A 23,028-nucleotide genomic window follows, 5' to 3' on the forward strand; every position below is an offset into this window, starting at 1 on the left:
TTTCAACATAAAATGTAGAATTAATTATATTTTTTTATAATATGGAGATTATCGGATTCCAAGGATATCTTTTACTGCCTTTGGCATATCCGGCGCATCTACCACCCGGTTATGAAGTACCGGTGCTGTGCGGATCGTCTCAACTGCCTGTGGAAGTTTCACTCCGGAAAGCGCACTCAGTTCATCAGCCAGTGCAAAATCATCCTTACCGTCTGTATCTGCTCCAAGTGCTTCCATTACACTTCTTGTAAATTTATATGGGCTTGCTGTGGATGCAATGACAGTTGGTGTGGTATCATTGGTATCTTTTACATATTTGTCATAAACACCTGCTGCAACTGCAGTATGGGTATCTATCACATAATGACTGTCTTTGAAGATTTCTGCGATTGTTTTTGCTGTTTCGTCTTCTGTACAGTAATTGCCATAGAAGTCTGCAAGCTGTGCCTTCATGTCTTCTGTGATGGTATACTCGCCGCCTGCAGTAAGAGACTGCATCAGCTCTGCACATTTTTTTGCATCACCGCCTGCGATACGGTAGATCAGACGTTCCAGATTGCTGGAGATCAGAATATCCATGGACGGTGAGGTTGTAAGGATAAAGTCACGCTTTCTGTCATAAGTTCCTGTGCGGAAGAAATCATACAGAACCTTGTTATCATTGGAGGCACAGATAAGTTTGTGAACCGGAAGTCCCATCTGTTTTGCATAATAAGCAGCCAGGATATTTCCAAAGTTTCCGGTAGGTACTACCACATTAATCTCCTGACCGTCTTTGATCTTGCTCTGACGTACAAGTGATGCATATGCATATACATAATAAACGATCTGCGGTACCAGACGTCCGATATTGATAGAGTTCGCAGATGAGAACTGATATCCTGCAGCATCAAGTTCTGCTTCCAGTTCCTTATCATTGAACATTTTCTTTACGGCAGTCTGTGCATCGTCAAAGTTTCCGGTAATTCCCACAACATATGTATTGTTGCCTTTCTGAGTTACCATCTGTTTCTCCTGGATAGGACTTACACCATGTTTCGGATAGAAAACGATGATCTTGGTTCCCGGAACATCTGCAAATCCGGCCATTGCCGCTTTACCTGTATCTCCGGAAGTAGCGGTAAGAATAACAATCTCATTTTTTACCTGATTCTTCTTAGCAGCTGTAGTCATAAGATGTGGAAGAATTGATAATGCCATATCCTTAAACGCAATGGTCGCACCATGATACAGCTCAAGGAAATAAGCTCCGTCTGCTTCATGAAGCGGTGCAATTTCTTTTGTATCAAATTTTTCATCATAGGCATTGTTGATGCAGTTCTTTAATTCTTCTTCTGTAAAATCAGTAAGGAAACATTTCATTACTTCATATGCTGTCTCCTGATAGCTCATCTTTGCCAGCTCATCCATTGGGACATCCAGCTTCGGAATCTCTGTCGGCACAAATAAGCCGCCATCCTCAGAAAGCCCCTTTAAAATAGCCATAGAAGCTGTTACGGTTTCTTCTTTTCCTCTTGTGCTTTTGTATAATACCTGCATGATATTTCCTGCCTTTCCAAAGTTATTCGTAACTGTTCAGTATATTGGCAGTAATAATAAACCGCTGAACAGTTACAGTTATTCATTTCGCCAATTGAGCACATTATAGCATATACTTTAGCAAAATACTATCCTAAATTATTTCTCTTTTTTCTGTCTTTTTATGATTGATTACTATAAATCAAAAATATGGACATATTCTTTTGTTCCCGAAGAATATGTCCATATTTTGAGCAGTATTACCGCAATCCTGTTAAATGAGTTATATGAAGAGTATCGTTTATTACGATCCTGTGGAACTTTCTGCTGAATCCGGATAGGTATAAAATTCATGTACGCCGTATTTAAACAGCCTTTTCAGATCTTTCTCAAACCAGGAGACATTCTGGCTTTCAGCTTCAGATTTCTGGATAAAAAACAGTGCTCCTTCTGAATAATCCACACCTTCAAGAGCTTGTCTGACGGCTTCTCTTGTCTCATCTGTAACAGTTACTTCATTGATACGTCCGTCATAAGTCGGCGAAAACTGCGGAACACCATTGGTATTCTGCCATACCACTTCTGTGACTGTATCGGGAAATTCCTTATTCTTTATACGGTTCATGATCACATTGGCAACCAGAATGCGTCCCTTGACATCCTCAGTACCTGCTTCAGCCTCTACAATATGAAGCAATGTATCATAGTCCTCATCCGACATCATCCGGGCACTCTCTGCAAGAGCCGCTGTCCTTGCATCCAACTCATTGATGCTGCTCTCCATAGAAGAGCTGACATCAAATTCTGCCATATTATCTTCAATAACTTTAATTCTCTGACCGACCATTACCTGTTCACAGGAAGTTCCGATACGTGTGACTGATTTTTTAGGAGAAGCTGTATCATTCATTCCGGATACTACTCCTGCAATTCCTGTTGGCAGTACATCTGTTTCGTCAGCATCAGAGGAAAAAGTTTTCTCCCTATTTTCAGAAGCTGCATATACTTTGTTTTTTCCATTAAAATCTGCTATTCTGCCGCCTGCTGCAAACGCAATCGCCGTACAGGTACACACTGTAACCAGTATCAGACTCCGCGCCGGATTGCCGGACTGTTTTGACTCTTTTTTCTGAACTTTCATACTTATCATTCCTTGAGTTTTTTTAATTACAGGTTTTTATGGTTGTAACATTTCTGTAACTTATAAGAAAATTATATTTAATATAATTGATTTTGTCAAGCTTTTTTTCATATTTTTGTAACATTTTAGCTTGCAAAAAAGAAAAAAAGGAAGGCTCCATCAATGAAATCTCCCTTTAATATATGCTTCATTTTTCTCAATTATTACATTTATTTTTTTCGCCGCAGATCAGGAACATAGGGGTTGGATTATAAAACTCATCTTTCTTTGTATAAATTCTGCTGCTGATACCCAGATCAATGGAGAATCTGTTGATACCCAGTTTTCCCAGTGTCTCCAGATCCCAGGCAGGGCGTACATAGGAACTGATAGGAAGCTGGCGTTTAATTTCCTCGCATTCCTGCATCATGGCATCGCCTACTGTAAAATGAGCATGATTGGCAGGCAGATCAGCAGTATCTGAGAAATCATCTGCACCATAATTGGCATCTGCGTTGATCAGGATTCCTCCCGTTTTCAGCACACGAATCCATTCTTTATATGCTCTTGCTGCATCCGGAAGTGTCCAGGTAAGATTTCTGGACACGATCACATCAAAGGTACCATCAGGAAAATCCGGATTTTCCGCATCCATTACTTCAAACGTACAGGAGGCGTTCTCTTCTTTTGCCAGTTCCCTGGAATGAATGATCATATCCGGTGTCAGATCGATTCCTGTAACTTCATGTCCCAGTTTTGCTAAAAGAATGGAAAAGAAGCCTGCACCGCATCCCACATCCAGAATCCTTAATTTTCCATCAGGAAGAAAAGTCCCGATCTCTTTCAGCCATTTATCAGCCATATCACTGTGAAGCTCAGCTCTTCTCTGTTCCATAAAACTGTCGCTTCTTTTCGTCCAGTAATTTGTGATCTTTTCCTTGCGTTCATCCTTTCTTCTGCTGAAACTGCCATATGTGATCATCGGACCATCCTTAATAACCTGAAGACTTCCCGCCTGATATAGAACCACTCCATTTAAATCGGATAAACTTGTCTCCAGAATATTTCCCTCATAATCCTTAACACAGCCAAGATACTCTCCAACCTTAATGATATCTCCCGGTTTTTTGGCAGGATACCACAGCCCGGATACACTGGCAGACTGATAACGCACATCTTCAATTTCCATGGGATAATAATTACTGTAACTTCTCATGCCATCGTAAACACCCAGCGCACACAGAATATTACGCACATCTTTTCTTGTAGAATGAACCTCCTCCGGACTCCAGCTTCCCATCTGGCCACGTTCGATCAGAACACTGGGAATGCCACATGCGGCAGCATAATTGTAAGAACCACCGGATGCCACATTAGACTTTACCATATAGGGAACATCTGCCTGCTCTGCCATCTTCCTTGACATCTGAACCACATCTTCATCTGCACATCCGGCATAGTAAATATAAGGCGTAAGCTGCTCATAATCATCCCCGCTGTGAAGATCAATATAATAATCTGCTGCACTGTGAAGCTTCTGAACCACCTCATACGCCAGACGGTCCATCCTGGTTCCCTGCGGATTTCCCGGAAATACACGATTCAGATTCTTATCATCCTCCGGGCAGACACTGCCGCTCCTCTCCTCAAATTCCTTCCTGCACACAGTCTTAACCAAAATCACTCTTCCATGGATTTTCTCCGGTTTCAGCTTATCCGCAAGCTCAACAGCAGCCTGGATTCCCACATATTCTCCTCCATGGACCGCAGCGGTGATCAGAACTGTCTTTCCGGGATGAGAACCGCAGATTACTGTATAAGGAAGCGAAAACTCACCTCCGCCCAGTCTCAGAAATCCACTCTTTTTCATACCCGGAGCAGCACACAGCATGGCATCCTCCAAATCTCTTTTCCTGTCATATCCGCTATCAGAATCACCCATTCCATCATTCTCGGACCAGACGTTTTTCTCTTCCTTCACAGCGCTGATCATAAACATCGGCGTAGAATGATAATTCAGCTTCTCTTCCTGACTCCACACCCGCTGCCAGATCCCGGTATCCACTGCCACAGATTCAAACCCGTTCTCCTTCAGAAACTTCCTGTCCCAGGACGGTCTGTTAATAGAAGAAAGAGGCATCTGTAGTGCAATCTTCTCCATTCTGTCAATATCCGTACAGAGGTAATGATCATCCAGATGCTCACTCTCCACACTCTTTCGGTCTTCCTCATAAGACAGGCGTTTCTCCTCATCATAAAGATAACCGTACCAGTTTGCATCGAAATTAAGAAGCTTTCCGCCCAGTTTCAGTACACGACACCACTCTTCATAAGCTCTCTTAGGATCCTTCAGATTCCATGTCAGATTCCTGCTGATCACAACATCAAACACACCATCCTCAAATTCCAGATTCTGAGCATCCATCTTATAAAAAGAAATCCGCTCACAAAGATTACCGGCATTCCTCTTCGCAGTATCCAACATCTCCTGCGTATAATCAACAGCAGTCACCTTATATCCCGCCTCAGCCAGAATAACAGGAAAAAATCCAGGTCCTGTTCCGATATCCAAAATCTTAATTTCATCCTTCGCTTTCTCCGGGAACTGCCCTTTCAACACCTCAAGCCATGCCCCCTTCTGCATCCCATTCAATTCCTTATGATTAACTTCAGAATACCCCTCAGCCCGGGTAGTCCAGTAACTCTCAATCTCCGATAATAAATCCTTCACCTTATGCCAACCTCCATGCATGCAATTTATAATCATATATGACCAAAATTATATCAAATCCACCCTCCCCCCAACAAGCCCTCCCGGGGGATATATTTCACGTCTCAATTCATTTTTATATAAACAAAGTCCTTCTTATAATTCACACTCCACCTTGTATTATATCTTAACCAAAACCAGCGAAGCAGGCGTATAGTTGTACCGGATGCATTGCAGGCATCTTAGAGATTCTTAGTCCTCGGAAATCTGCGTTATGAGACGAAAAGTCCCTTGTCTGAGCGACAGCGAGTAATTCCGGATTTTTCGTCTCATGCTTTTAGCGGATTTTCGAGGGCTTAGAATCTCTTAGATGCCGAAACCGTATCCGGTACAACTATACGCCTGCTTCGCGTCCCCTTTTTAAACCAAAAACAAAGCTGCCATACCCCCAAAAAGAGGATATGACAGCTATATATTTTTACTCAGATAGCTCCAAGAATCTTCCGGGCATTATCAATCCTTTCCTGCGTCGGAGGATTAACCCCCTCCAGTGGATAAGAAAGCCCCAGATTCTCCCATTTAAACTTACCAAGCGTATGATAAGGGAGCACCTCCACTCTCTCCACATTGGAAAGAGTATGGATAAAATCAGCTAACCGGTGCAGATATTCATCCTTATCACTTCCGCCCGGCACAAGCACATGACGGATCCATACAGGTTTTTTCATATCAGAAAGTTCCCGCGCCATCGCAAGAATATTCTTATTGGAATGACCGGTAAGCTTAATATGCTCCTGCTCGTCAATCTGCTTGATATCAAGCATTACAAGATCTGTATACTTCATAAGCTCCAGCCACCCGGAATGCCATGGTTCCTGATCAGTGAAGGGATTTCCACTGGTATCAAGATTCGTATGCACACCCTCTGCCTTTGCCTTCTTAAAAAATTCTGTAAGAAAATCCATCTGAAGCAATGGCTCACCACCGCTTACAGTGATACCGCCTTTGCTGCCCCAGTAGCCCTTATAACGTAAAGCTTTCTTAAGAAGCTCATCTGCCGTATAAAGCTCTCCCTGCTTCATCTTCCAGGTATCCGGATTATGACAGAACTGACATCTCATGGCACAGCCGCTTAAAAAAATCACATATCTTACTCCGGGTCCGTCAACGGACCCGAAGCTTTCTAAAGAATGAACATAGCCTTTTATCTGTTTATTATCCATTATATCATCATCCATTAATTACATTCTGTCGTGGCAGGTTCTGGCAATAACGTCTAACTGCTGCTCTCTTGTAAGGTCGATGAACTTAACAGCATATCCGGATACACGGATTGTGAAGTTTGCATACTCTTCTTTTTCCGGATGTTCCATAGCGTCGATCAGTTTCTCTTTACCAAATACGTTTACATTGAGGTGATGAGCACCCTGATCAAAGTATCCGTCAAGTACATGTACCAGATTCTCTGAACGCTCGTCATCACTGTGTCCCAGAGCATCAGGATTGATTGTCTGAGTATTGGAGATACCGTCAAGAGCATCTTCATAGTCAAGCTTGGCAACAGAGTTCAGGGAAGCAAGAAGACCGTTCTGCTCTGCACCGTAAGATGGGTTTGCGCCAGGTGCAAGAGGTTCACCTGCTTTTCTTCCATCCGGAAGAGATCCCGTAGCCTTACCATAAACAACGTTGGAAGTAATAGTAAGGATAGATGTGGTTGGCTTGGAATCACGGTAAGTATGGATGTGTTTCAGTTTCTCAAGGAATGTAGACAGAAGAGTTGTTGCAATCTCGTCTGCTCTGTCATCATCATTACCATAACGTGGGAAGTCACCCTCAACCTGGAAATCTGTTGTAATACCGTCTTCATCACGGATAGCTTTAACTTTTGCATATTTGATAGCGGACAGGGAGTCTACTACATGAGAGAATCCTGCGATACCTGTTGCGAAAGAACGCTCAACCTTTGTATCGATCAGAGCCATCTCTGCTGCTTCGTAGTAGTATTTGTCATGCATGTAGTGGATCATGTTCAGTGTTCCGACATACAGATGAGCCAGCCAGTCCATCATTTTGTCATATTTTGCAATTACTTCATCATAGTCAAGATATTCAGAAGTGATCGGCTGATAGTTTGGTCCTACCTGCTGTTTTGTCTTCTCATCAACACCGCCGTTGATCGCATAAAGAAGGCATTTTGCAAGGTTTGCACGAGCGCCGAAGAACTGCATCTCTTTACCTGTCTCTGTAGCAGATACACAGCAGCAGATGCTGTAGTCATCGCCCCATACCGGACGCATAACATCATCATTCTCATACTGAACAGAACTTGTTGTAACAGAAATATTTGCAGCATATTTCTTGAAGTTCTCAGGCAGTCTTGAAGAATAAAGTACTGTAAGGTTTGGTTCCGGAGCCGGTCCCATATCTTCCAGTGTGTGCAGGAAACGATAGTCGTTCTTTGTTACCATGGAACGTCCGTCCTGTCCCATACCTGCTACTTCCAGAGTTGCCCATACCGGGTCACCGGAGAATAACTGATTGTAAGAAGGGATACGTGCAAATTTAACCATACGGAATTTCATTACCATGTGGTCAACAAGCTCCTGAGCTTCTTTCTCTGTAAGAGTTCCGTTCTGAAGATCTCTTTCAATATAAATATCAAGGAATGTAGAAATACGTCCGACACTCATTGCAGCACCGTTCTGAGTTTTGATGGCTGCAAGATATCCGAAGTACAGCCACTGGAAAGCTTCTCTTGCATCTTTGGCCGGTTTGGAGATATCATATCCATAAGATTCAGCCATAACTTTCATGCCTTTCAGAGCACGGATCTGATCAGCGATCTCTTCACGAAGCTGGAAGTCATAACGTCTCATACCCTGACGGTCGCATGCTGCGAAGTCTTTCTGTTTTCCTTCGATCAGAGCGTCGATTCCGTACAGAGCCACACGTCTGTAGTCGCCAACGATACGTCCACGTCCGTAAGTATCCGGAAGACCTGTAAGGATCTTGTTGTGACGTGCTACTTTCATCTCAGGTGTGTAGATATCAAATACACCCTGGTTGTGAGTTTTAAATTCATAGTTGTGGAAAACATCTTTAATCTTGTCACTTACTTTATATCCGTAAGTTTCACAAGCCTGCTCTGCCATTTTGATACCGCCGTATGGCATGAAAGCACGTTTCAGAGGTTTATCTGTCTGAAGACCAACAACTTTTTCAAGGTCTTTTGTTTCTTCATCAATATATCCGGGACCATATGCTGTCAGAGATGTAACTACCTCTGTCTCCATATCAAGAACTCCGCCTTTGGCACGTTCTTCTTTCTGAAGTGCCTGGAGCTTGCCCCACAGTTTGTTTGTAGCTTCTGTAGGTCCTTCCAGGAAAGAAGCATCACCGTCATATGGTGTATAGTTCATTCCAATAAAGTTACGTACATCGATTTTTTCTTTCCAACGGTTGCCCTTAAAGCCATTCCACTGTTCGAAATTTTTCATTCTTTTACCTCTTTCTCTAAAATATTTCCGCGCATTTCTCACTGGCCTGGAGTGAGATAATAAAATGTAAATTGTACTTATTTAGGACACTTTTCTGTCCACGCTGTCAGTATACGTAAACATGAGTGTTATGTCAATTAATTTCCTTTATGATTTTAATTAAATACAATTCTGATAGCTTTTCATCGGAGTTTGCTTCTTTATTGTACTTTATCGCGTACATTAAGACTTTCTTGTATTTTTATAAATACAAAAAAATACCGGTCAGGAAGTCCTCTGGACAATCTGACCGGTATCTGATTTTTGATGTTTTATGTAAACTATATTATTCCTTACCAAGCGGATATTAGCCTGACCTGCAGAAGCCAAAATACAGTAAAAAAGAATCGGGCGTGTCGGAACAATCTAACGGTTATTGATCGCTGTTACAAGTGCATCAATAGATGCGCGAATGATATCTGCGTCTACGCCTGCACCCCAGGCAAGGGTTCCATCCGGCTTTTTGATACCGACATAAGCAATAGCTTTGGAACTTGAACTGCGCTCCAGCGCATGCTCCTGATATGTTTCCAGGGAATATTTCAGCTCATATGCCTTCTTCAGTGCATTGCTGACTGCATCAAGACGTCCGTTACCGGATGCCTCTGTAGTGATTGTCTTTCCGCGGAAAGTAGAGGTAACTTTTGTTACAATACCACCATCTTTCTGCTGGAAATGTACTTCATTGATACTGTACGGTTCTGTGATATTCTCAAAGGTCTGTTTAAACAGATTGAAAATTTCGTCAGGATGAAGCTCTTTATGTTTGTGGTCTGAAACAGCTTTTGTGGCATATCCCATTGCCTCACGCATTTTCGGAGGAAGGTTAAGACCGAATTTGGTCTCAAGGATATATCCCACGCCACCTTTACCAGACTGGCTGTTGATGCGGATAACATCTGCGTCATAATTTCTTCCCACATCTGTCGGATCGATCGGAAGATACGGAACATTCCAGTGATCCGGATCCTTGTCATCTCTCCAGTGCATACCCTTGGCAATTGCATCCTGATGAGAGCCGGAAAATGCGGCAAATACAAGTGCACCACTGTACGGACTTCTTTCGCCTACTTTCATTCCGGTACATTCTTCATATATTTCACAGATATGCGGCATATCAGAGAAGTCAAGTTTTGGATTTACACCCTGGGAATACATATTCATGCCAAGTGTAACAATATCTACATTTCCGGTACGCTCACCGTTTCCGAACAGAGTACCCTCGATTCTGTCTGCACCTGCAAGTAATCCCATTTCAGAATCTGCAACACCGCATCCTCTGTCATTGTGCGGATGGAGAGATACGATTACATTCTCGCGGTATTTCAGATTTTCACACATATATTCTACCTGGCTTGCATATACATGCGGCATGGAATGCTGTACAGTTACAGGCAGATTGATGATGCATTTGTTATCTGCTGTAGGCTGCCATACATCAAGAACTGCATTGCATACTTCCAGAGCGTATTCCGGTTCTGTGCCTGTAAAGCTTTCAGGGCTGTACTCAAACTGGAAATTTCCTTCTGTTTCATCAGCCAGTTTCTTTAATAATGCGGCACCATCCACTGCAATCTTTAAGATTTCTTCTTTGGATTTCTTAAATACCTGTTCTCTCTGAGCTACAGAGGTGGAATTGTATACATGTACAATTGCCTTCGGTGCGCCTTTGACAGCTTCAAAAGTTTTGCGGATGATATGCTCTCTGGCCTGAGTCAGAACCTGAATAGTTACATCCTGTGGGATCAGATTCTGCTCGATCAGGGTACGCAGAAATTCATATTCTGTTTCAGAAGCAGCCGGGAAACCTACTTCAATTTCTTTGAAACCGATTTTTACAAGAAGTTTAAAGAATTCAATTTTCTGTTCCAGACTCATCGGAATCACCAGTGCCTGATTACCGTCACGAAGGTCTACAGAACACCAGACAGGTGCTTTGTCCACATATTCTTTTTCTGCCCATTTCATGCATTTAACAGGCGGCATAAAATACTGTCTCTGATATTTGCTTGGATTCATCATTTTTTCTTCCTCCGTTATGTAAATATTATGTTTGGACTGTGGGGATTGACTGTAAAAAGACATAAAAAAATCTTCCATCTCCACAGACTTATCTGCAAGAGACGAAAGATATTATCATCTTACGCGGTACCACTCTTATTTATGAACAATGTCATACACTCATGGGATACGGAATCTCCGGATATCCGGTATTCTTATATCCTCTCCATATAACGGTGGAAACCGTCTGCACCTACTCTTGTATAATTTCAGGCAGCTGCTCAAAGGCGAGTTCCACAATTTCCTTCCACTGCTTCTCAGCAACCAGCAGTTCTCTGTGCTCCGGTCCGGGTGTACTATTCCTTATCATTGCATTTTACTTATAACTTTATTTGGCTTTTTTGAAATGAAATGAACATACGTCTGAATCATTCATTGTAAATATACTACAAACGATTTAACCATATGTCAGTCGGGGCAACAGGATTTGAACCTGCGACCTCACGGCCCCCAGCCGTGCGCGCTACCAAGCTACGCCATACCCCGTAACGCAAGTTAGTATAACAAATTATTTCTGTGATTTCAACTGTTTTTTGAAAAATTCACAAAAATTATACAAATTTAGCAGGAAGAAATTTCATGTACTTTTTTATGTTATAAAATTTCTTCCTGTTTATCCTATGTACAAGCCTTACAATCATCTGTTACAGTTACGCTGGCATGATGGCTTTTTCCAAATTGTCTACACGCATATCCAGTTCAAAAACTTTCTCTCGAGTTTCCTTATTCTCCTTTCTATAGCGAAGCTCATCCATACGTGCATCAAATAGGGCAGATATTTTTCTGTCAATTTCATTTTCCAGTTTAAGTTCTATAGTTTTTACGCTTCCCTTGAGTTGCACAATATCTGATTTCATGTTCGTGATATCTGCCTTCATGTTCGTGATATCCGTCTTCATGTTTGTGATATCTGCCTTCATGTTCGTGATATCCGTCTTCATGTTTGTGATATCCGTCTTCATGTTCGCAATATCTGTCTTCATGTTTGTGATATCTGCCTTCATGTTCGTGATATCCGTCTTCATGTTCGTGATATCCGTCTTCATGTTCGTGATATCCGTCTTCATGTTTGCAATATCTGTCTTCATATCTGCGATATCGTTCTTTACATCGGACATATCATTTTGAAAACCGGCAATGCTTCCCTGTATAGAAAAAAGGATATTTCTCAATTCCGCATCTTCCACATTCTTCCCTCCTTTCGTTATAGTACGTTTCGTTCTCTTTTGTATAGAACCAATTGTACCATTGAAGGAAGAAAAAGTCTACAGCGAAATTATTATAATATTTTTATAAGACATCTTCGGCAAATTATAACTTATGTATAAACAGCCCACTCCGAAGCTTTGGCTCAAACCAGGTGGATTTTGGGGGCATTAATTTGTTCTCGTCTGCAATCTTCATCAGGTCTTCCATAGATGTCGGGTACATGACAAAGGCTACACCGCCGGTTCTGTCCGCAATCTCTGCCAGCTCTGCTGCCTTATGGCTTCCGCCCACAAAGGAGATTCTCTGGTCTGTGCGCGGATCTTCGATTCCCAGGACTGGTCTGAGGACTTTTTCCTGAAGAATGGATACATCCAGCTGTCCGACCACGTCCTTCTTATCATAGATATCCGGCCATGCTTTCAGGTGATACCACTGTCCGTCCACATACATTCCCATACAATGCTTCTCTACAGGCTTGCATGGAAATCCCGGCATCAGCATCAGTTCAAAGTTGAACTTCAGGGCGCCCAGAAATGCCTTTACAGTCAGGCCGTTCAAATCTTTTACAATCCTGTTATAAGGAAGAATGCAGAGCTGGTCATAGGGAAATACAACAGACAGGAAATAATTAAACTCTTCCTCCCCTGTATATCCCGGATTCTGTTCTCTTCTCTTTAAACCTACTTTTACAGCGGAAGCTGCGCGGTGATGTCCATCTGCGATGTACAGAGAATCAACCCCTGCAAATTCCTTATTTATTTCAGAAATGACCTCATCTTCATCAATCACCCATACTCTGTGTGTAATCTGATCCTCTTCTGTAAAATCATATGCTGCTTCATGATGATCTTTCCAGTTATTCATCAGTGTAAGCAGAGAATCCGGATATCTGCATGCCAGAAAAATAGGACCGGTATTTGCATTACAGGAATCTACATGGTGGATTCTGTCCTGTTCCTTATCTTCTCTGGTAAGCTCATGTTTCTTCACTACACCATTCATATAATCATCAATGGAACTGCATCCTACGATACCGGTCTGTGTCTTTCCTTTTCTTACAAGTTCATATATATAGTAACAGGCCTTCTGATCCTGAACAAGAATTCCCTTTTCTTCCATATTGTCAAGATTTTCTTTTGCTTTTTCATAAACCCGATCATCATACAGATCTGTCTCAGGTTCCAGATCCATTTCCGGTCTGTCAATATGAAGAAAGGACAGGGGATTCTCATCTCCGATTGATTTTGCTTCTTCACGGTTTACCACATCATATGGAAGTGCTGCCACATCAGCAGCCTTTTCCGGTGTAGGTCGAAGTGCCCGGAATGCATGAAATACTGCCATAATATTTTCTCCTCTTCTGTATCTTTTGTATTGCTCTTTTATACCCACTTTACTGTCTATCCTGTAAAAATAAAACGAACATTACTCATTATTTTATCATATCCAAATCCTTATATCAATGTACAAATTATGAAACCTAATTTTTTTTTGAAAAACCTAAAAATTTTTGTATTTTTCTATTGCAATTTTTAAAATATATGGTATGATAGAATCACAAGTTAAGGAAACCAAATGATAATTTTTAAGGGAGGTCATTTTATGACAGAAGGATTAAAATGGACTGTAAACGAGGTTCCGAAATCAGATGATAAACACCTGGAACTGATGTCCGAAGAAAATGTAAAGAAAGCAAATGAGTTCCACAGAAGTTTCCCACAGTACAGTGTGACGCCTCTTCAGAACCTTTCATCCCTTGCGAAATATTTAGGAGTAAAAAATATTTTCTGTAAGGATGAATCCTATCGCTTTGGCTTAAATGCTTTCAAAGTACTTGGAGGTTCTTATGCAATGGGCCGCTATATCGCAAAAGAACTTGGACGTGATATCAGCGAGCTGCCATACAATGTTCTCTCTTCTGATAAATTAAGAGAAGAATTCGGACAGGCTACATTCTTTACTGCAACAGACGGTAATCATGGACGTGGAGTTGCATGGGCAGCTAACCGCCTTGGACAGAAAGCAGTTGTAAGAATGCCTAAGGGAACAACAAAGACTCGTTTCGATAACATTGCCAAAGAAGGTGCTACTGTTACGATCGAAGAAGTAAACTATGATGACTGCGTAAGAATGGCTGCAGCAGAAGCTGCCAAAACAGAACATGGTATCATCGTTCAGGATACCGCATGGGACGGATATGAAGAAATTCCATCCTGGATCATGCAGGGATACGGAACACTGGTTCTTGAGGCTGACCAGCAGTTAAAAGAAATGGGTGTTGAACGTCCAACACATGTATTTGTTCAGGCCGGTGTTGGTTCTTTAGCAGGTGCCGTAGTCGGTTATTTTGCTCATAAATATAAAGATAACCCGCCGGTTATGGCTGTCTGTGAAGCAAGTGCTGCTGACTGCCTGTACCGCTCCGCTGTTGCAAAGACAGGAAATCTGGTAAATGTTACAGGTGATCTTCAGACAATTATGGCCGGTCTTGCATGCGGTGAGGGAAATACGATCGGATGGGATATCCTGAAAAATCACGTAGATGTATTTGCATCCTGTCCTGACTGGATGAGCGCAAAGGCAACACGTATCTACGCTAATCCACTGGGAGATGATCCACGCGTTGTCTCCGGTGAATCCGGTTCCGTTCCGCTTGGTTTCTGCTTCACTGCTCTTCACGATGAAGATGCAAAAGACTTAAAAGAAGCGCTGAAACTGGATGAGAATTCCGTAGTACTTGTTATTTCCACAGAAGGTGACACTGATCCTGTTCGCTACCGCGAGATCGTATGGGACGGATTATACGGAACAGACGAATCTTTAAGTAAATGATGTTTTTGGTGAACACAGACAGGTAAGTGGTATGGTTATCTCGAAAATGATATACCAGTAACTAATAATATGATATCAGATTAGGGGCAAAATACCTTTTGACCCTAACATCATAATATTTTATACATATTGGGAGGGTAAAAAAATGGATTACGCAAAAATTAACGAAGCTGCAATGGGTTATAAGGATGATATGACTAAGTTCCTTCGCGATCTGGTTCGCATTCCTGGCGAAAGCTGCGGAGAAAAAGGACATATCATGAGAATCAAAGAGGAAATGGAAAAAGTCGGATTCGACAAAGTTCAGATCGATCCGATGGGCAATATCCTCGGCTACATGGGAACAGGTAAAACTCTCATTGGTTTTGACGCTCATATTGATACAGTCGGTATCGGTAATATCAAGAACTGGGAATTTGATCCATACGAAGGTTTCGAATCTGATGAAGAAATCGGCGGACGTGGAACATCTGACCAGATGGGCGGTATTGTTTCTGCAGTATACGGTGCTAAGATCATGAAAGACCTTGGTCTTTTAAACGATAAATATCAGGTACTTGTGACAGGTACTGTACAGGAAGAAGACTGTGACGGTCTCTGCTGGCAGTACATCATCCATGAAGATGGTGTTCGTCCTGAATTCGTTGTTTCCACAGAACCAACAGACGGCGGTATCTACAGAGGACAGCGTGGACGTATGGAAATCCGCGTAGATGTAAAGGGTGTTTCCTGCCATGGTTCCGCTCCGGAACGTGGTGACAATGCAATCTACAAAATGGCTGATATTCTCCAGGATATCCGCGCATTAAACGAAAACGATGCTGCTGATACCACAGAGATCAAAGGTCTTGTAAAAATGCTTGATGAGAAATACAACCCTGAATGGGAAGAAGCACGTTTCCTTGGACGTGGCACTGTTACTACTTCCGAAATCTTCTTCACATCTCCAAGCCGCTGTGCAGTAGCTGACTCCTGCTCTGTATCTCTTGACCGTCGTATGACAGCAGGCGAAACATGGGAAAGCTGCCTGGATGAGATCCGTGCTCTTCCGGCTGTACAGAAATATGGCGACGACGTAACAGTATCCATGTATGAATACAACCGTCCGTCCTATACAGACCTTGTATATCCGATCGAGTGCTACTTCCCGACATGGGTAATCCCGAAAGATCACAAAGTAACACAGGCTCTGGAAGAAGCATATAAAGGACTGTACGGCGAAGAGCGTCTCGGAAATGCTGAGACAGAAGGCATGAGAAAAGCTCGTCCGCTTACAGACAAATGGACATTCTCTACTAACGGTGTAACAATCATGGGACGTAACAGCATTCCTTGTATCGGATTCGGACCTGGTGCAGAAGCACAGGCTCATGCTCCGAACGAAAAAACATGGAAGATCGACCTTGTAAGATGCGCTGCTGTATACGCTGCTCTTCCAACTGCATACTGCAAATAATAAATAAATTTTCAAATTTTTTAGGCGACGGATTTCCTATCATCCTAAAGGCTTAATATGTGTCCGGACAGAATCCCTGCTGTAACAGGCAGGGACACAAGATAAACAGATACAGCCGGATAACCGGTGTTCTGCCAAACGCAGAAATTCAATTATTTCATATCAGGAAAGGATAAGCTATCAAAGCATAGCAGGTATTGATTTTATGAAAACATTACAGGATTACATTGATAAATTAAACAGCTTAAACTTCAAAGAAATGTACAACAACGATTTCTTCTGGACATGGGACAAAACAGATGATGAACTGGAAGCTGTTTTCACAGTTGCTGATGCTCTCCGTTTCATGAGAGAGAACAATATCTCCACAAAAGTATTCGAGAGTGGTCTTGGAATCTCTATCTTCCGCGATAACTCCACACGTACACGTTTCTCTTTTGCTTCCGCATGTAACCTTCTTGGTCTGGAAGTACAGGATCTTGATGAAAAGAAATCTCAAATCGCTCATGGTGAAACTGTTCGCGAAACAGCAAACATGGTATCTTTCATGGCTGATGTGATCGGTATCCGTGATGATATGTATATCGGAAAAGGACATGCTTACCAGAAAGAATTCATGGAAGCTGTTACAGAAGGAAACAAAGACGGTATCCTTGAGCAGAGACCTACTCTTGTAAACCTTCAGTGCGACGTTGACCATCCGACACAGTGTATGGCAGATATGCTCCACATCATCCATGAATTCGGCGGTGTTGAGAATCTGAAAGGCAAAAAGATTGCTATGACATGGGCTTACTCTCCATCCTATGGTAAACCACTCTCCGTTCCGCAGGGCGTTATCGGTCTGATGACACGTTTCGGCATGGACGTTGTTCTTGCTCATCCGGAAGGATATGATGTAATGCCGGAAGTTGAAGAGATCGCCAAAAAGAATGCTGAGAAAAACGGCGGATCCTTCACAAAGACAAACGATATGGCTGAAGCTTTCAAAGATGCTGATATCGTATATCCAAAGAGCTGGGCTCCATTTGCAGCTATGGAAAAACGTACAGACCTTTATGCAGAAGGCGACTTCGACGGAATCGATAAATTAGAGAAAGAACTTCTTGCACAGAATGCACAGCACAAAGACTGGGCCTGCACAGAAGAACTTATGAAAACAACAAAAGACGGAAAAGCTCTTTACCTGCACTGCCTGCCGGCTGATATTACAGGTGTAAGCTGCGAAACAGGTGAGGTTGACGCTTCTGTATTCGATCGTTACAGAATCCCGTTATACAAAGAAGCAAGCTTCAAACCATACATCATCGCTGCTATGATCATGCTTTCCAAATTTGAAAATCCACAGGATATCCTGAAGAAACTTGAAGTCAAAGCAGCTCCAAGAATCCTGAAATAATCAGGCGCAGATTAACAGTTGGATTGCAGTAATATTCCAGCTGCTTTCAAACAGATATTTAATTTTGAAAGCAGTTTCAGAATTTAAATATATTGAAAAATAGTACTCATCATATTGTATAGCAGGCGGGGCTGTCGCAGAAAGCACACAATCTTTATTGCGGCGGCCCTCTTTGCCTTTAAAATCAGGAGGTTTTTACAAATGTTTACAAGAAAAAGAATCGTTATTGCGCTCGGTGGGAACGCTCTGGGAAATACTCTCCCGGAACAGATGGTAGCTGTAAAAACTACTGCAAAAGCATTATGCGATCTGATCGAAGAAGGTCATCAGGTTGTTGTTGTACATGGAAACGGGCCACAGGTTGGCATGATCAACAATGCCATGTCTGCTCTCTCCAGAGAAGATGAGAATCAGCCAAACACTCCTCTCTCTGTCTGTGTTGCCATGAGTCAGGCTTACATCGGATATGATCTGCAGAATGCTTTGAGAGAGGAACTTCGAATCAGAGGATTTGTCCGCACACCTGTCGTCACTGTTGTCACTCAGGTTCGTGTAGATCCCAATGATCCTGCTTTTGAAAATCCATCCAAGCCGATCGGCAAATTCCTGACAAAAGAGGAAGCAGACCATCAGGCCAAGGCATATGGACATATCATGAAAGAAGACGCAGGGCGTGGTTATCGTCGTGTAGTTGCATCTCCAAAGCCTGTTGAAATCGTTGAACAGGATGCGATCAACAGTCTTGTGGATGCAAATAAAATCGTTATCTGCTGCGGTGGCGGCGGAATTCCCGTTGTTCTTAACGGACATCATCTCAAAGGTGCATCAGCAGTTATTGATAAGGATTATGCAAGCTGTCTCCTGGCCAAAGAGCTGGATGCAGATATGCTTATCATTCTTACAGCAGTGGAGAAGGTTGCTGTAAACTTCGGCAAGGAAAACGAAGAATGGCTGGATGACATCACTGTAGATGACGCTAAGAAATATATTAATGAGGGACAGTTTGCCCCAGGTTCCATGCTCCCGAAAGTTCAGGCTGCCGTTGATTTTGCAAGCTCCAAAGAAGGAAGAACTGCCATGATCACTTTACTTCAGAAAGCCAAAGACGGTATCCAGGGAAAAACCGGAACCAAAATCCATCTTTAATCTGTTCAGCAGATATCTTATCATATATCAGCTGTTTAATACTGATATATATAACTGCCACATATTCAGGATATCTGCCATATAGCGAAATAATTGCGCAAAAAAAGTTCCGGTGACCTCGCCCGGAACTTTTTTTGTGATGAGTGGACCAGAGTGTCTGGAAAATCATTCCTGCAATCTGCACGCCCCACTTTTCGGTATATTTTGACATACATCTTGCGGAAAGCATTTTTCAGACACGCTTTAGTACATCGTTTTCGAAATAACTATACCACTCACTTGTCTGCGAATCCGATTGCACAGGTCTAAAAGCCTCAGCGTAGCCCGCTACGCCTGCGTTTTTATACCAGCACACTCGAATCCGCATCCTACGCGATTGGTATAGTTATTTACGAAACGATGTACTAGTGGACTGCTATAGATTCATAATAATCAATATCTTCCAGTTCCCTGCCTGCTTCTATCTCATAAATCTGCGTATCATCCAGATGTTTCATGATCACTTTTTTACCGCCTTTATCCCCTTCCAGAGAAAGCAGCTCATTGTAATATTTCCTGTCAAAAATACATGGATTTCCCATTTTCCCCTGACAGGAAACACAGGCGATTCCTTTGGAAGTGTTTAAAAACACATGGATCAGTTCACAGATTGTCTCGCTGGTAAGCCAGGGCTGATCAGACACAGTAAAAAGCACTGCATCTGCATCCAGGCTGGCATTCAGACCGATTTTTACAGAGGAAGAAATTCCATCTTCCGGATGGGGATTATACAAAACCTGTATTTCCTTTGTTTTTGCTGCTTCTGCAATGGCATCATATTGAGTAATAACAATAATATTACAGATTATTTTTGCTGTAATATTATTTCTGTACAGGTTATTTAACTGAACAATATCTGAATTATTATCATTATTATTATCCTCTGTAATATCTGAATATTCCGAATAGATATTTTCTATTTTCTTCTTTGTATCATCCAGTTGTTCCAGCACATGTCGATACATAGGTATTCCGTCTATTTCATATAACAGTTTATTTGCCCCAAAACGGCGGCTGTTTCCAGCCGCCAGCATGATCATTGCAATTTTCAAAATAATTTATTCCTCCAAAAGGCTTCCGTAAGCCGCTACTGTATTCTTCCTTTCCAGTTCCTCAACAATGTGCTCTGCAGGTTCTTTCTCTCTGAGTATATCTGACTTGTTCAGATACACTCTGTATACTCTTTCTTCCACATCCTTAAAAAGTCCGCAGATAGAAGTCGCAATCTTTACAATATCTTCTTCAGTGATCGGAGCTTCCAGACTTTTCCTGAGAAATTCCGAGGTACGTTCCATACGGTAAGCACTCTGACTGATTGGCTGCCCCAGACAGTCCAGCCCGATCACACTAATCACAATGTCCGCACATCTGGGGATTACAGGCTCCCATTTCTCCGGGACTTTTACCGGATGATGCTTTGCTCCGTCCGCTTCCACAAGCATTACATCGCATAATTCTCTCAGTTCTTCCAGTTTTTCATCTGTCAGAGACGCATATTTACCTGTGTCCTCCTCATATTCCGCAGCAATCACATATCTTTCTTTGTCCAGAAGTTCTTTTACCCTGACTGCATCTCCGCCCCTGGCAAACGGAAGTTCAGATTCTCCTGCCATATGGGTGGTCGTGGTAATGATCACTCTCTTTCCCTTATCGATCAGTTCATCTGTAAGACGGTAGATCAGGCTGGTTTTGCCGCCGCCGCCAACTACAGCGATCACAGGGTATTTTTCATAATCAATCTGCAGCAGTTCCAGAAAATCGACCTGGTGCTTCATATGGCATCACTCCTTCTGAAAGCAGGATTTCCAATACACTGCCGGCAATACAGCGGGCTTTGTCGGAAATCGTGAAACAGTTTTTCTTTTGTTCTTTGCGCGGATCAATATCTGCAATTTTCATCCCCTTCGGCACTGTAAATCCATCTCTGATCATGCCACGCAAAACTCCTGTAAGAGAAGCCCTGACAGGTGTATCTCCGATCCAGGCAAGGACCTGATCCTTCTCCACGATATCTGCAATCTTTGAGATACAATGGATTTTCCCTGCAGCAGGAGCATGGAGCACGCGCTCTTTTCCAAATCCTCCAATGATACCCGGAACTCCTGTGTTTGGCATAGCAGCGCCTTTTGTGATGATTCTGGCAAGATTGTGGCCTCTCATAGTCTCCACTACATAATCCACATCCTCACCTGCCACAAATCCCGGTCCAAGACCAACGGTTAGATCTGCCATCTCTCTGGTTGTTCCAAGATTCTTTTTTGCAAGAATTGCATCTATCAGTGCTGCAGGTCTGTATTTCTTAAGGACAGTTCCTTCTGTGTCTGCCATAAGAGGAATCTCCCCGGCTTTCCAGACTGCCTCGCATTCCTCTACACTGTCAACTTTTCTGCAGAGAACTCCTTCCACAGAAGACTGCCCGTCGTAAACAGCCTCGCAAAAAGAAACCATTCGCCTGATCGCAGTGGGTTTCTCACATTCCAGTACCAGAAGACGGTAGCCGCATCGGTATAATCTGTGGATCGTACCGCTGGCCAGATCACCGCCACCTCTTATTATTACAACATTTTCCGGTTTATTGTCAGATTTTGGGACATTTGTGTATCTGTTTGTCATCTTACTGTCTTTCCTCGTCTTGTCTCATTTTCATCCATTACTTTTTCCACCGCATTTACAATGTTCTCATAACCTGTGCAGCGGCAGAGATTTCCTGCCATATGTTTCCGAATCGCATCTCTTGATAATTTCTCTCCACGTTCCAGTAAAACAGTGGCAGACATGATAAATCCGGGAGTGCAGAAACCGCACTGTATGGCACCTTCTTCGATAAATGCCTCCTGAATCCTGGTAAGTTCTCCGTTTTTCTCCAGACCTTCCAGTGTACGGATATTTTTACCCTCCGCCCAGACTGCCAGATAAATACAGGAGTCAATAGTCTCTCCGTCTATGATTACTGTACAGGCACCACATTCTCCTACTTCACAGCCCTTTTTTACAGAAGTCAGTCCAAGGCGGTTGCGAAGCATATCAAGCAGTGACTCCCTTACATCTACATATTCTTCAACTTCTCTTCCGTTTACTGTACATCGTACAAGCTGCATCTGCTTTTTCATATGCGGTCACCTCCTGCAAGTTCTACGGTACGTCTCAATGCCCGTGCCGCAATTTCTCCGCCGATCTGAAGACGAAATGCCCTGGATGCTCTCCAGGAATCTCTCGGATTGATTTCCTCCCGAATCAGCTGTGCTGTCTTTTCATACAGGCTTTCTTCTATCTTCATGCCCTTCAAAGCCTCTTCTGCCTTTGTGCAGCGGTACGGAACCGGAGCTGCAACTCCAAAGGTAATGCGCACATCTTCTATCACTCCTGCCTGTTGATTTACCTTGCTCATCACACTACAGCTGATCGTTGCGATATCCATGGCATTTCGCATGGAATACTTAATATAATGACCATGATACCCTTCATATTCTTTTGCAGGAATGATCACATAGGTCAGGATCTCTCCCTGCCGCAGATCCACCCTGCCGGGTCCAAGATAGAAATCTTTTACAGGTACAAGACGGCCTTCCTTTCCATCTTCCAGCCTCAGCAGTGCGTTCAGGGAAAATACGGTCGGTGCACTGTCCGCACTGACTGCTCCGTTGCAGATGTTTCCACCGATAGTACCAATATTTCGTACCTGTGGTCCTCCTACCTGATCTACAGCCTCGCCAAGAACCGGAATATATTTCCTGATAATTGCATCATTTGTTATATGTGAGAAGACAGTTCCGGCACCAATATAAATATCTCCGTTATCCGCCATTTTTACACCCTGGATTTCTTTGATCCCATGGATGCTCACCAGAGAAGTTCCGGCAAATTTTCCCTCCCGGATCTTGATCAGTACATCACTTCCTCCTGAAATGATCCTGGCATCCGGATGTTCATTCAGTAATCTCACAGCATCTTTTACACTTTTAGCCTGATAATAGTTCTCAATATCGTACATAAAATCCCCTC

18 protein-coding genes, 1 tRNA gene and 1 other annotated feature are annotated in these 23,028 nt (G+C 42.7%); of the genes, 4 read left to right on the forward strand and 15 right to left on the reverse strand.

Annotated elements, in window-relative coordinates; all coding sequences use genetic code 11:
- Positions 1-48: 48 nt before the first annotated feature.
- The 9 genes from thrC to LJE11_RS05500 form a co-directional block, all read right to left on the reverse strand.
- Positions 49-1,539 (reverse strand): threonine synthase, encoded by a 1,491-nt coding sequence (gene thrC, locus LJE11_RS05460; RefSeq protein ID WP_008703241.1) that lies wholly within the window; start codon positions 1,537-1,539, stop codon positions 49-51.
- 283 nt (positions 1,540-1,822) lie between these two features.
- Positions 1,823-2,659 (reverse strand): cell wall hydrolase, encoded by an 837-nt coding sequence (locus tag LJE11_RS05465; protein WP_020993931.1) that lies wholly within the window; start codon positions 2,657-2,659, stop codon positions 1,823-1,825.
- Positions 2,660-2,855: 196 nt separating this feature from the next.
- Positions 2,856-5,369, reverse strand: a complete 2,514-nt coding sequence (locus LJE11_RS05470) for a methyltransferase domain-containing protein (RefSeq protein WP_227295620.1) — start codon at positions 5,367-5,369, stop codon at positions 2,856-2,858.
- 461 nt (positions 5,370-5,830) lie between these two features.
- On the reverse strand, positions 5,831-6,571 hold the full coding sequence (gene pflA / locus LJE11_RS05475) for a pyruvate formate-lyase-activating protein (protein WP_008703250.1): 741 nt from the start codon (positions 6,569-6,571) through the stop codon (positions 5,831-5,833).
- Between the two features lie 18 nt (positions 6,572-6,589).
- Positions 6,590-8,845, reverse strand: a complete 2,256-nt coding sequence (gene pflB, locus LJE11_RS05480; RefSeq protein WP_020993932.1) for a formate C-acetyltransferase — start codon at positions 8,843-8,845, stop codon at positions 6,590-6,592.
- Positions 8,846-9,250: 405 nt separating this feature from the next.
- Positions 9,251-10,906 carry a 2-isopropylmalate synthase gene (locus LJE11_RS05485; RefSeq protein WP_020993933.1) on the reverse strand — a complete coding sequence of 552 codons (1,656 nt, stop codon included), beginning with the start codon at positions 10,904-10,906 and terminating at the stop codon, positions 9,251-9,253.
- A 94-nt stretch (positions 10,907-11,000) separates the two neighbouring features.
- Positions 11,001-11,264 (reverse strand) — a binding site (T-box leader).
- A gap of 93 nt (positions 11,265-11,357) precedes the next feature.
- Positions 11,358-11,431: transfer RNA gene (locus tag LJE11_RS05490), tRNA-Pro, on the reverse strand.
- Between the two features lie 164 nt (positions 11,432-11,595).
- Positions 11,596-12,132, reverse strand: coding sequence for a hypothetical protein (locus tag LJE11_RS05495; protein ID WP_008703256.1), 537 nt, complete (start codon positions 12,130-12,132; stop codon positions 11,596-11,598).
- A gap of 124 nt (positions 12,133-12,256) precedes the next feature.
- Positions 12,257-13,498: a DUF1015 domain-containing protein gene (locus LJE11_RS05500; RefSeq protein ID WP_008703258.1), complete on the reverse strand. Its 1,242-nt coding sequence runs from the start codon at positions 13,496-13,498 to the stop codon at positions 12,257-12,259.
- Between the two features lie 258 nt (positions 13,499-13,756).
- Here LJE11_RS05500 and dpaL point away from each other — a divergent pair, with 258 nt between their 5' ends.
- The 4 genes from dpaL to arcC all read left to right on the forward strand — a co-directional run bounded on the left by dpaL (position 13,757) and on the right by arcC (position 18,987).
- Positions 13,757-14,986, forward strand: coding sequence for a diaminopropionate ammonia-lyase (gene dpaL, locus LJE11_RS05505; protein ID WP_008703260.1), 1,230 nt, complete (start codon positions 13,757-13,759; stop codon positions 14,984-14,986).
- A gap of 145 nt (positions 14,987-15,131) precedes the next feature.
- Positions 15,132-16,442: a YgeY family selenium metabolism-linked hydrolase gene (locus LJE11_RS05510; RefSeq protein WP_025581111.1), complete on the forward strand. Its 1,311-nt coding sequence runs from the start codon at positions 15,132-15,134 to the stop codon at positions 16,440-16,442.
- Positions 16,443-16,647: 205 nt separating this feature from the next.
- Positions 16,648-17,841 carry a knotted carbamoyltransferase YgeW gene (gene ygeW / locus LJE11_RS05515; RefSeq protein WP_008703264.1) on the forward strand — a complete coding sequence of 398 codons (1,194 nt, stop codon included), beginning with the start codon at positions 16,648-16,650 and terminating at the stop codon, positions 17,839-17,841.
- Between the two features lie 201 nt (positions 17,842-18,042).
- The gene (gene arcC, locus LJE11_RS05520; protein ID WP_008703267.1) at positions 18,043-18,987 is read left to right on the forward strand and encodes a carbamate kinase; all 945 of its coding nucleotides are present in this window, start codon (positions 18,043-18,045) and stop codon (positions 18,985-18,987) included.
- On the opposite strand, the gene LJE11_RS20745 is transcribed toward arcC, so the two are convergent.
- The 6 genes from LJE11_RS20745 to xdhB form a co-directional block, all read right to left on the reverse strand.
- The gene (locus tag LJE11_RS20745) at positions 18,923-19,216 is read right to left on the reverse strand and encodes a DUF6783 domain-containing protein (protein WP_349826284.1); all 294 of its coding nucleotides are present in this window, start codon (positions 19,214-19,216) and stop codon (positions 18,923-18,925) included. The genes arcC and LJE11_RS20745 overlap by 65 nt on opposite strands.
- A 175-nt stretch (positions 19,217-19,391) precedes the next feature.
- Complete coding sequence (locus LJE11_RS05525; protein ID WP_020993934.1) at positions 19,392-20,078, reverse strand: nucleotidyltransferase family protein; 687 nt, start codon at positions 20,076-20,078, stop codon at positions 19,392-19,394.
- Positions 20,079-20,084: 6 nt separating this feature from the next.
- A complete protein-coding gene (gene yqeC, locus LJE11_RS05530; protein ID WP_008703269.1) occupies positions 20,085-20,801 on the reverse strand; it encodes a selenium cofactor biosynthesis protein YqeC in 717 nt (238 codons plus the stop codon).
- A complete protein-coding gene (gene yqeB / locus LJE11_RS05535) occupies positions 20,761-21,639 on the reverse strand; it encodes a selenium-dependent molybdenum cofactor biosynthesis protein YqeB (protein WP_008703271.1) in 879 nt (292 codons plus the stop codon). Before yqeB ends, yqeC begins: the two co-directional genes overlap by 41 nt.
- On the reverse strand, positions 21,636-22,136 hold the full coding sequence (gene xdhC, locus LJE11_RS05540) for a xanthine dehydrogenase subunit XdhC (RefSeq protein ID WP_008703273.1): 501 nt from the start codon (positions 22,134-22,136) through the stop codon (positions 21,636-21,638). The genes yqeB and xdhC overlap by 4 nt, the downstream gene beginning before the upstream one ends.
- On the reverse strand, positions 22,133-23,017 hold the full coding sequence (xdhB, locus tag LJE11_RS05545; RefSeq protein ID WP_008703275.1) for a xanthine dehydrogenase subunit XdhB: 885 nt from the start codon (positions 23,015-23,017) through the stop codon (positions 22,133-22,135). Before xdhB ends, xdhC begins: the two co-directional genes overlap by 4 nt.
- Positions 23,018-23,028: the final 11 nt, after the last annotated feature.

This window comes from Blautia sp. DFI.1.216, assembly GCF_020594215.1.
Lineage (GTDB): Bacteria > Bacillota > Clostridia > Lachnospirales > Lachnospiraceae > Blautia_A > Blautia_A wexlerae.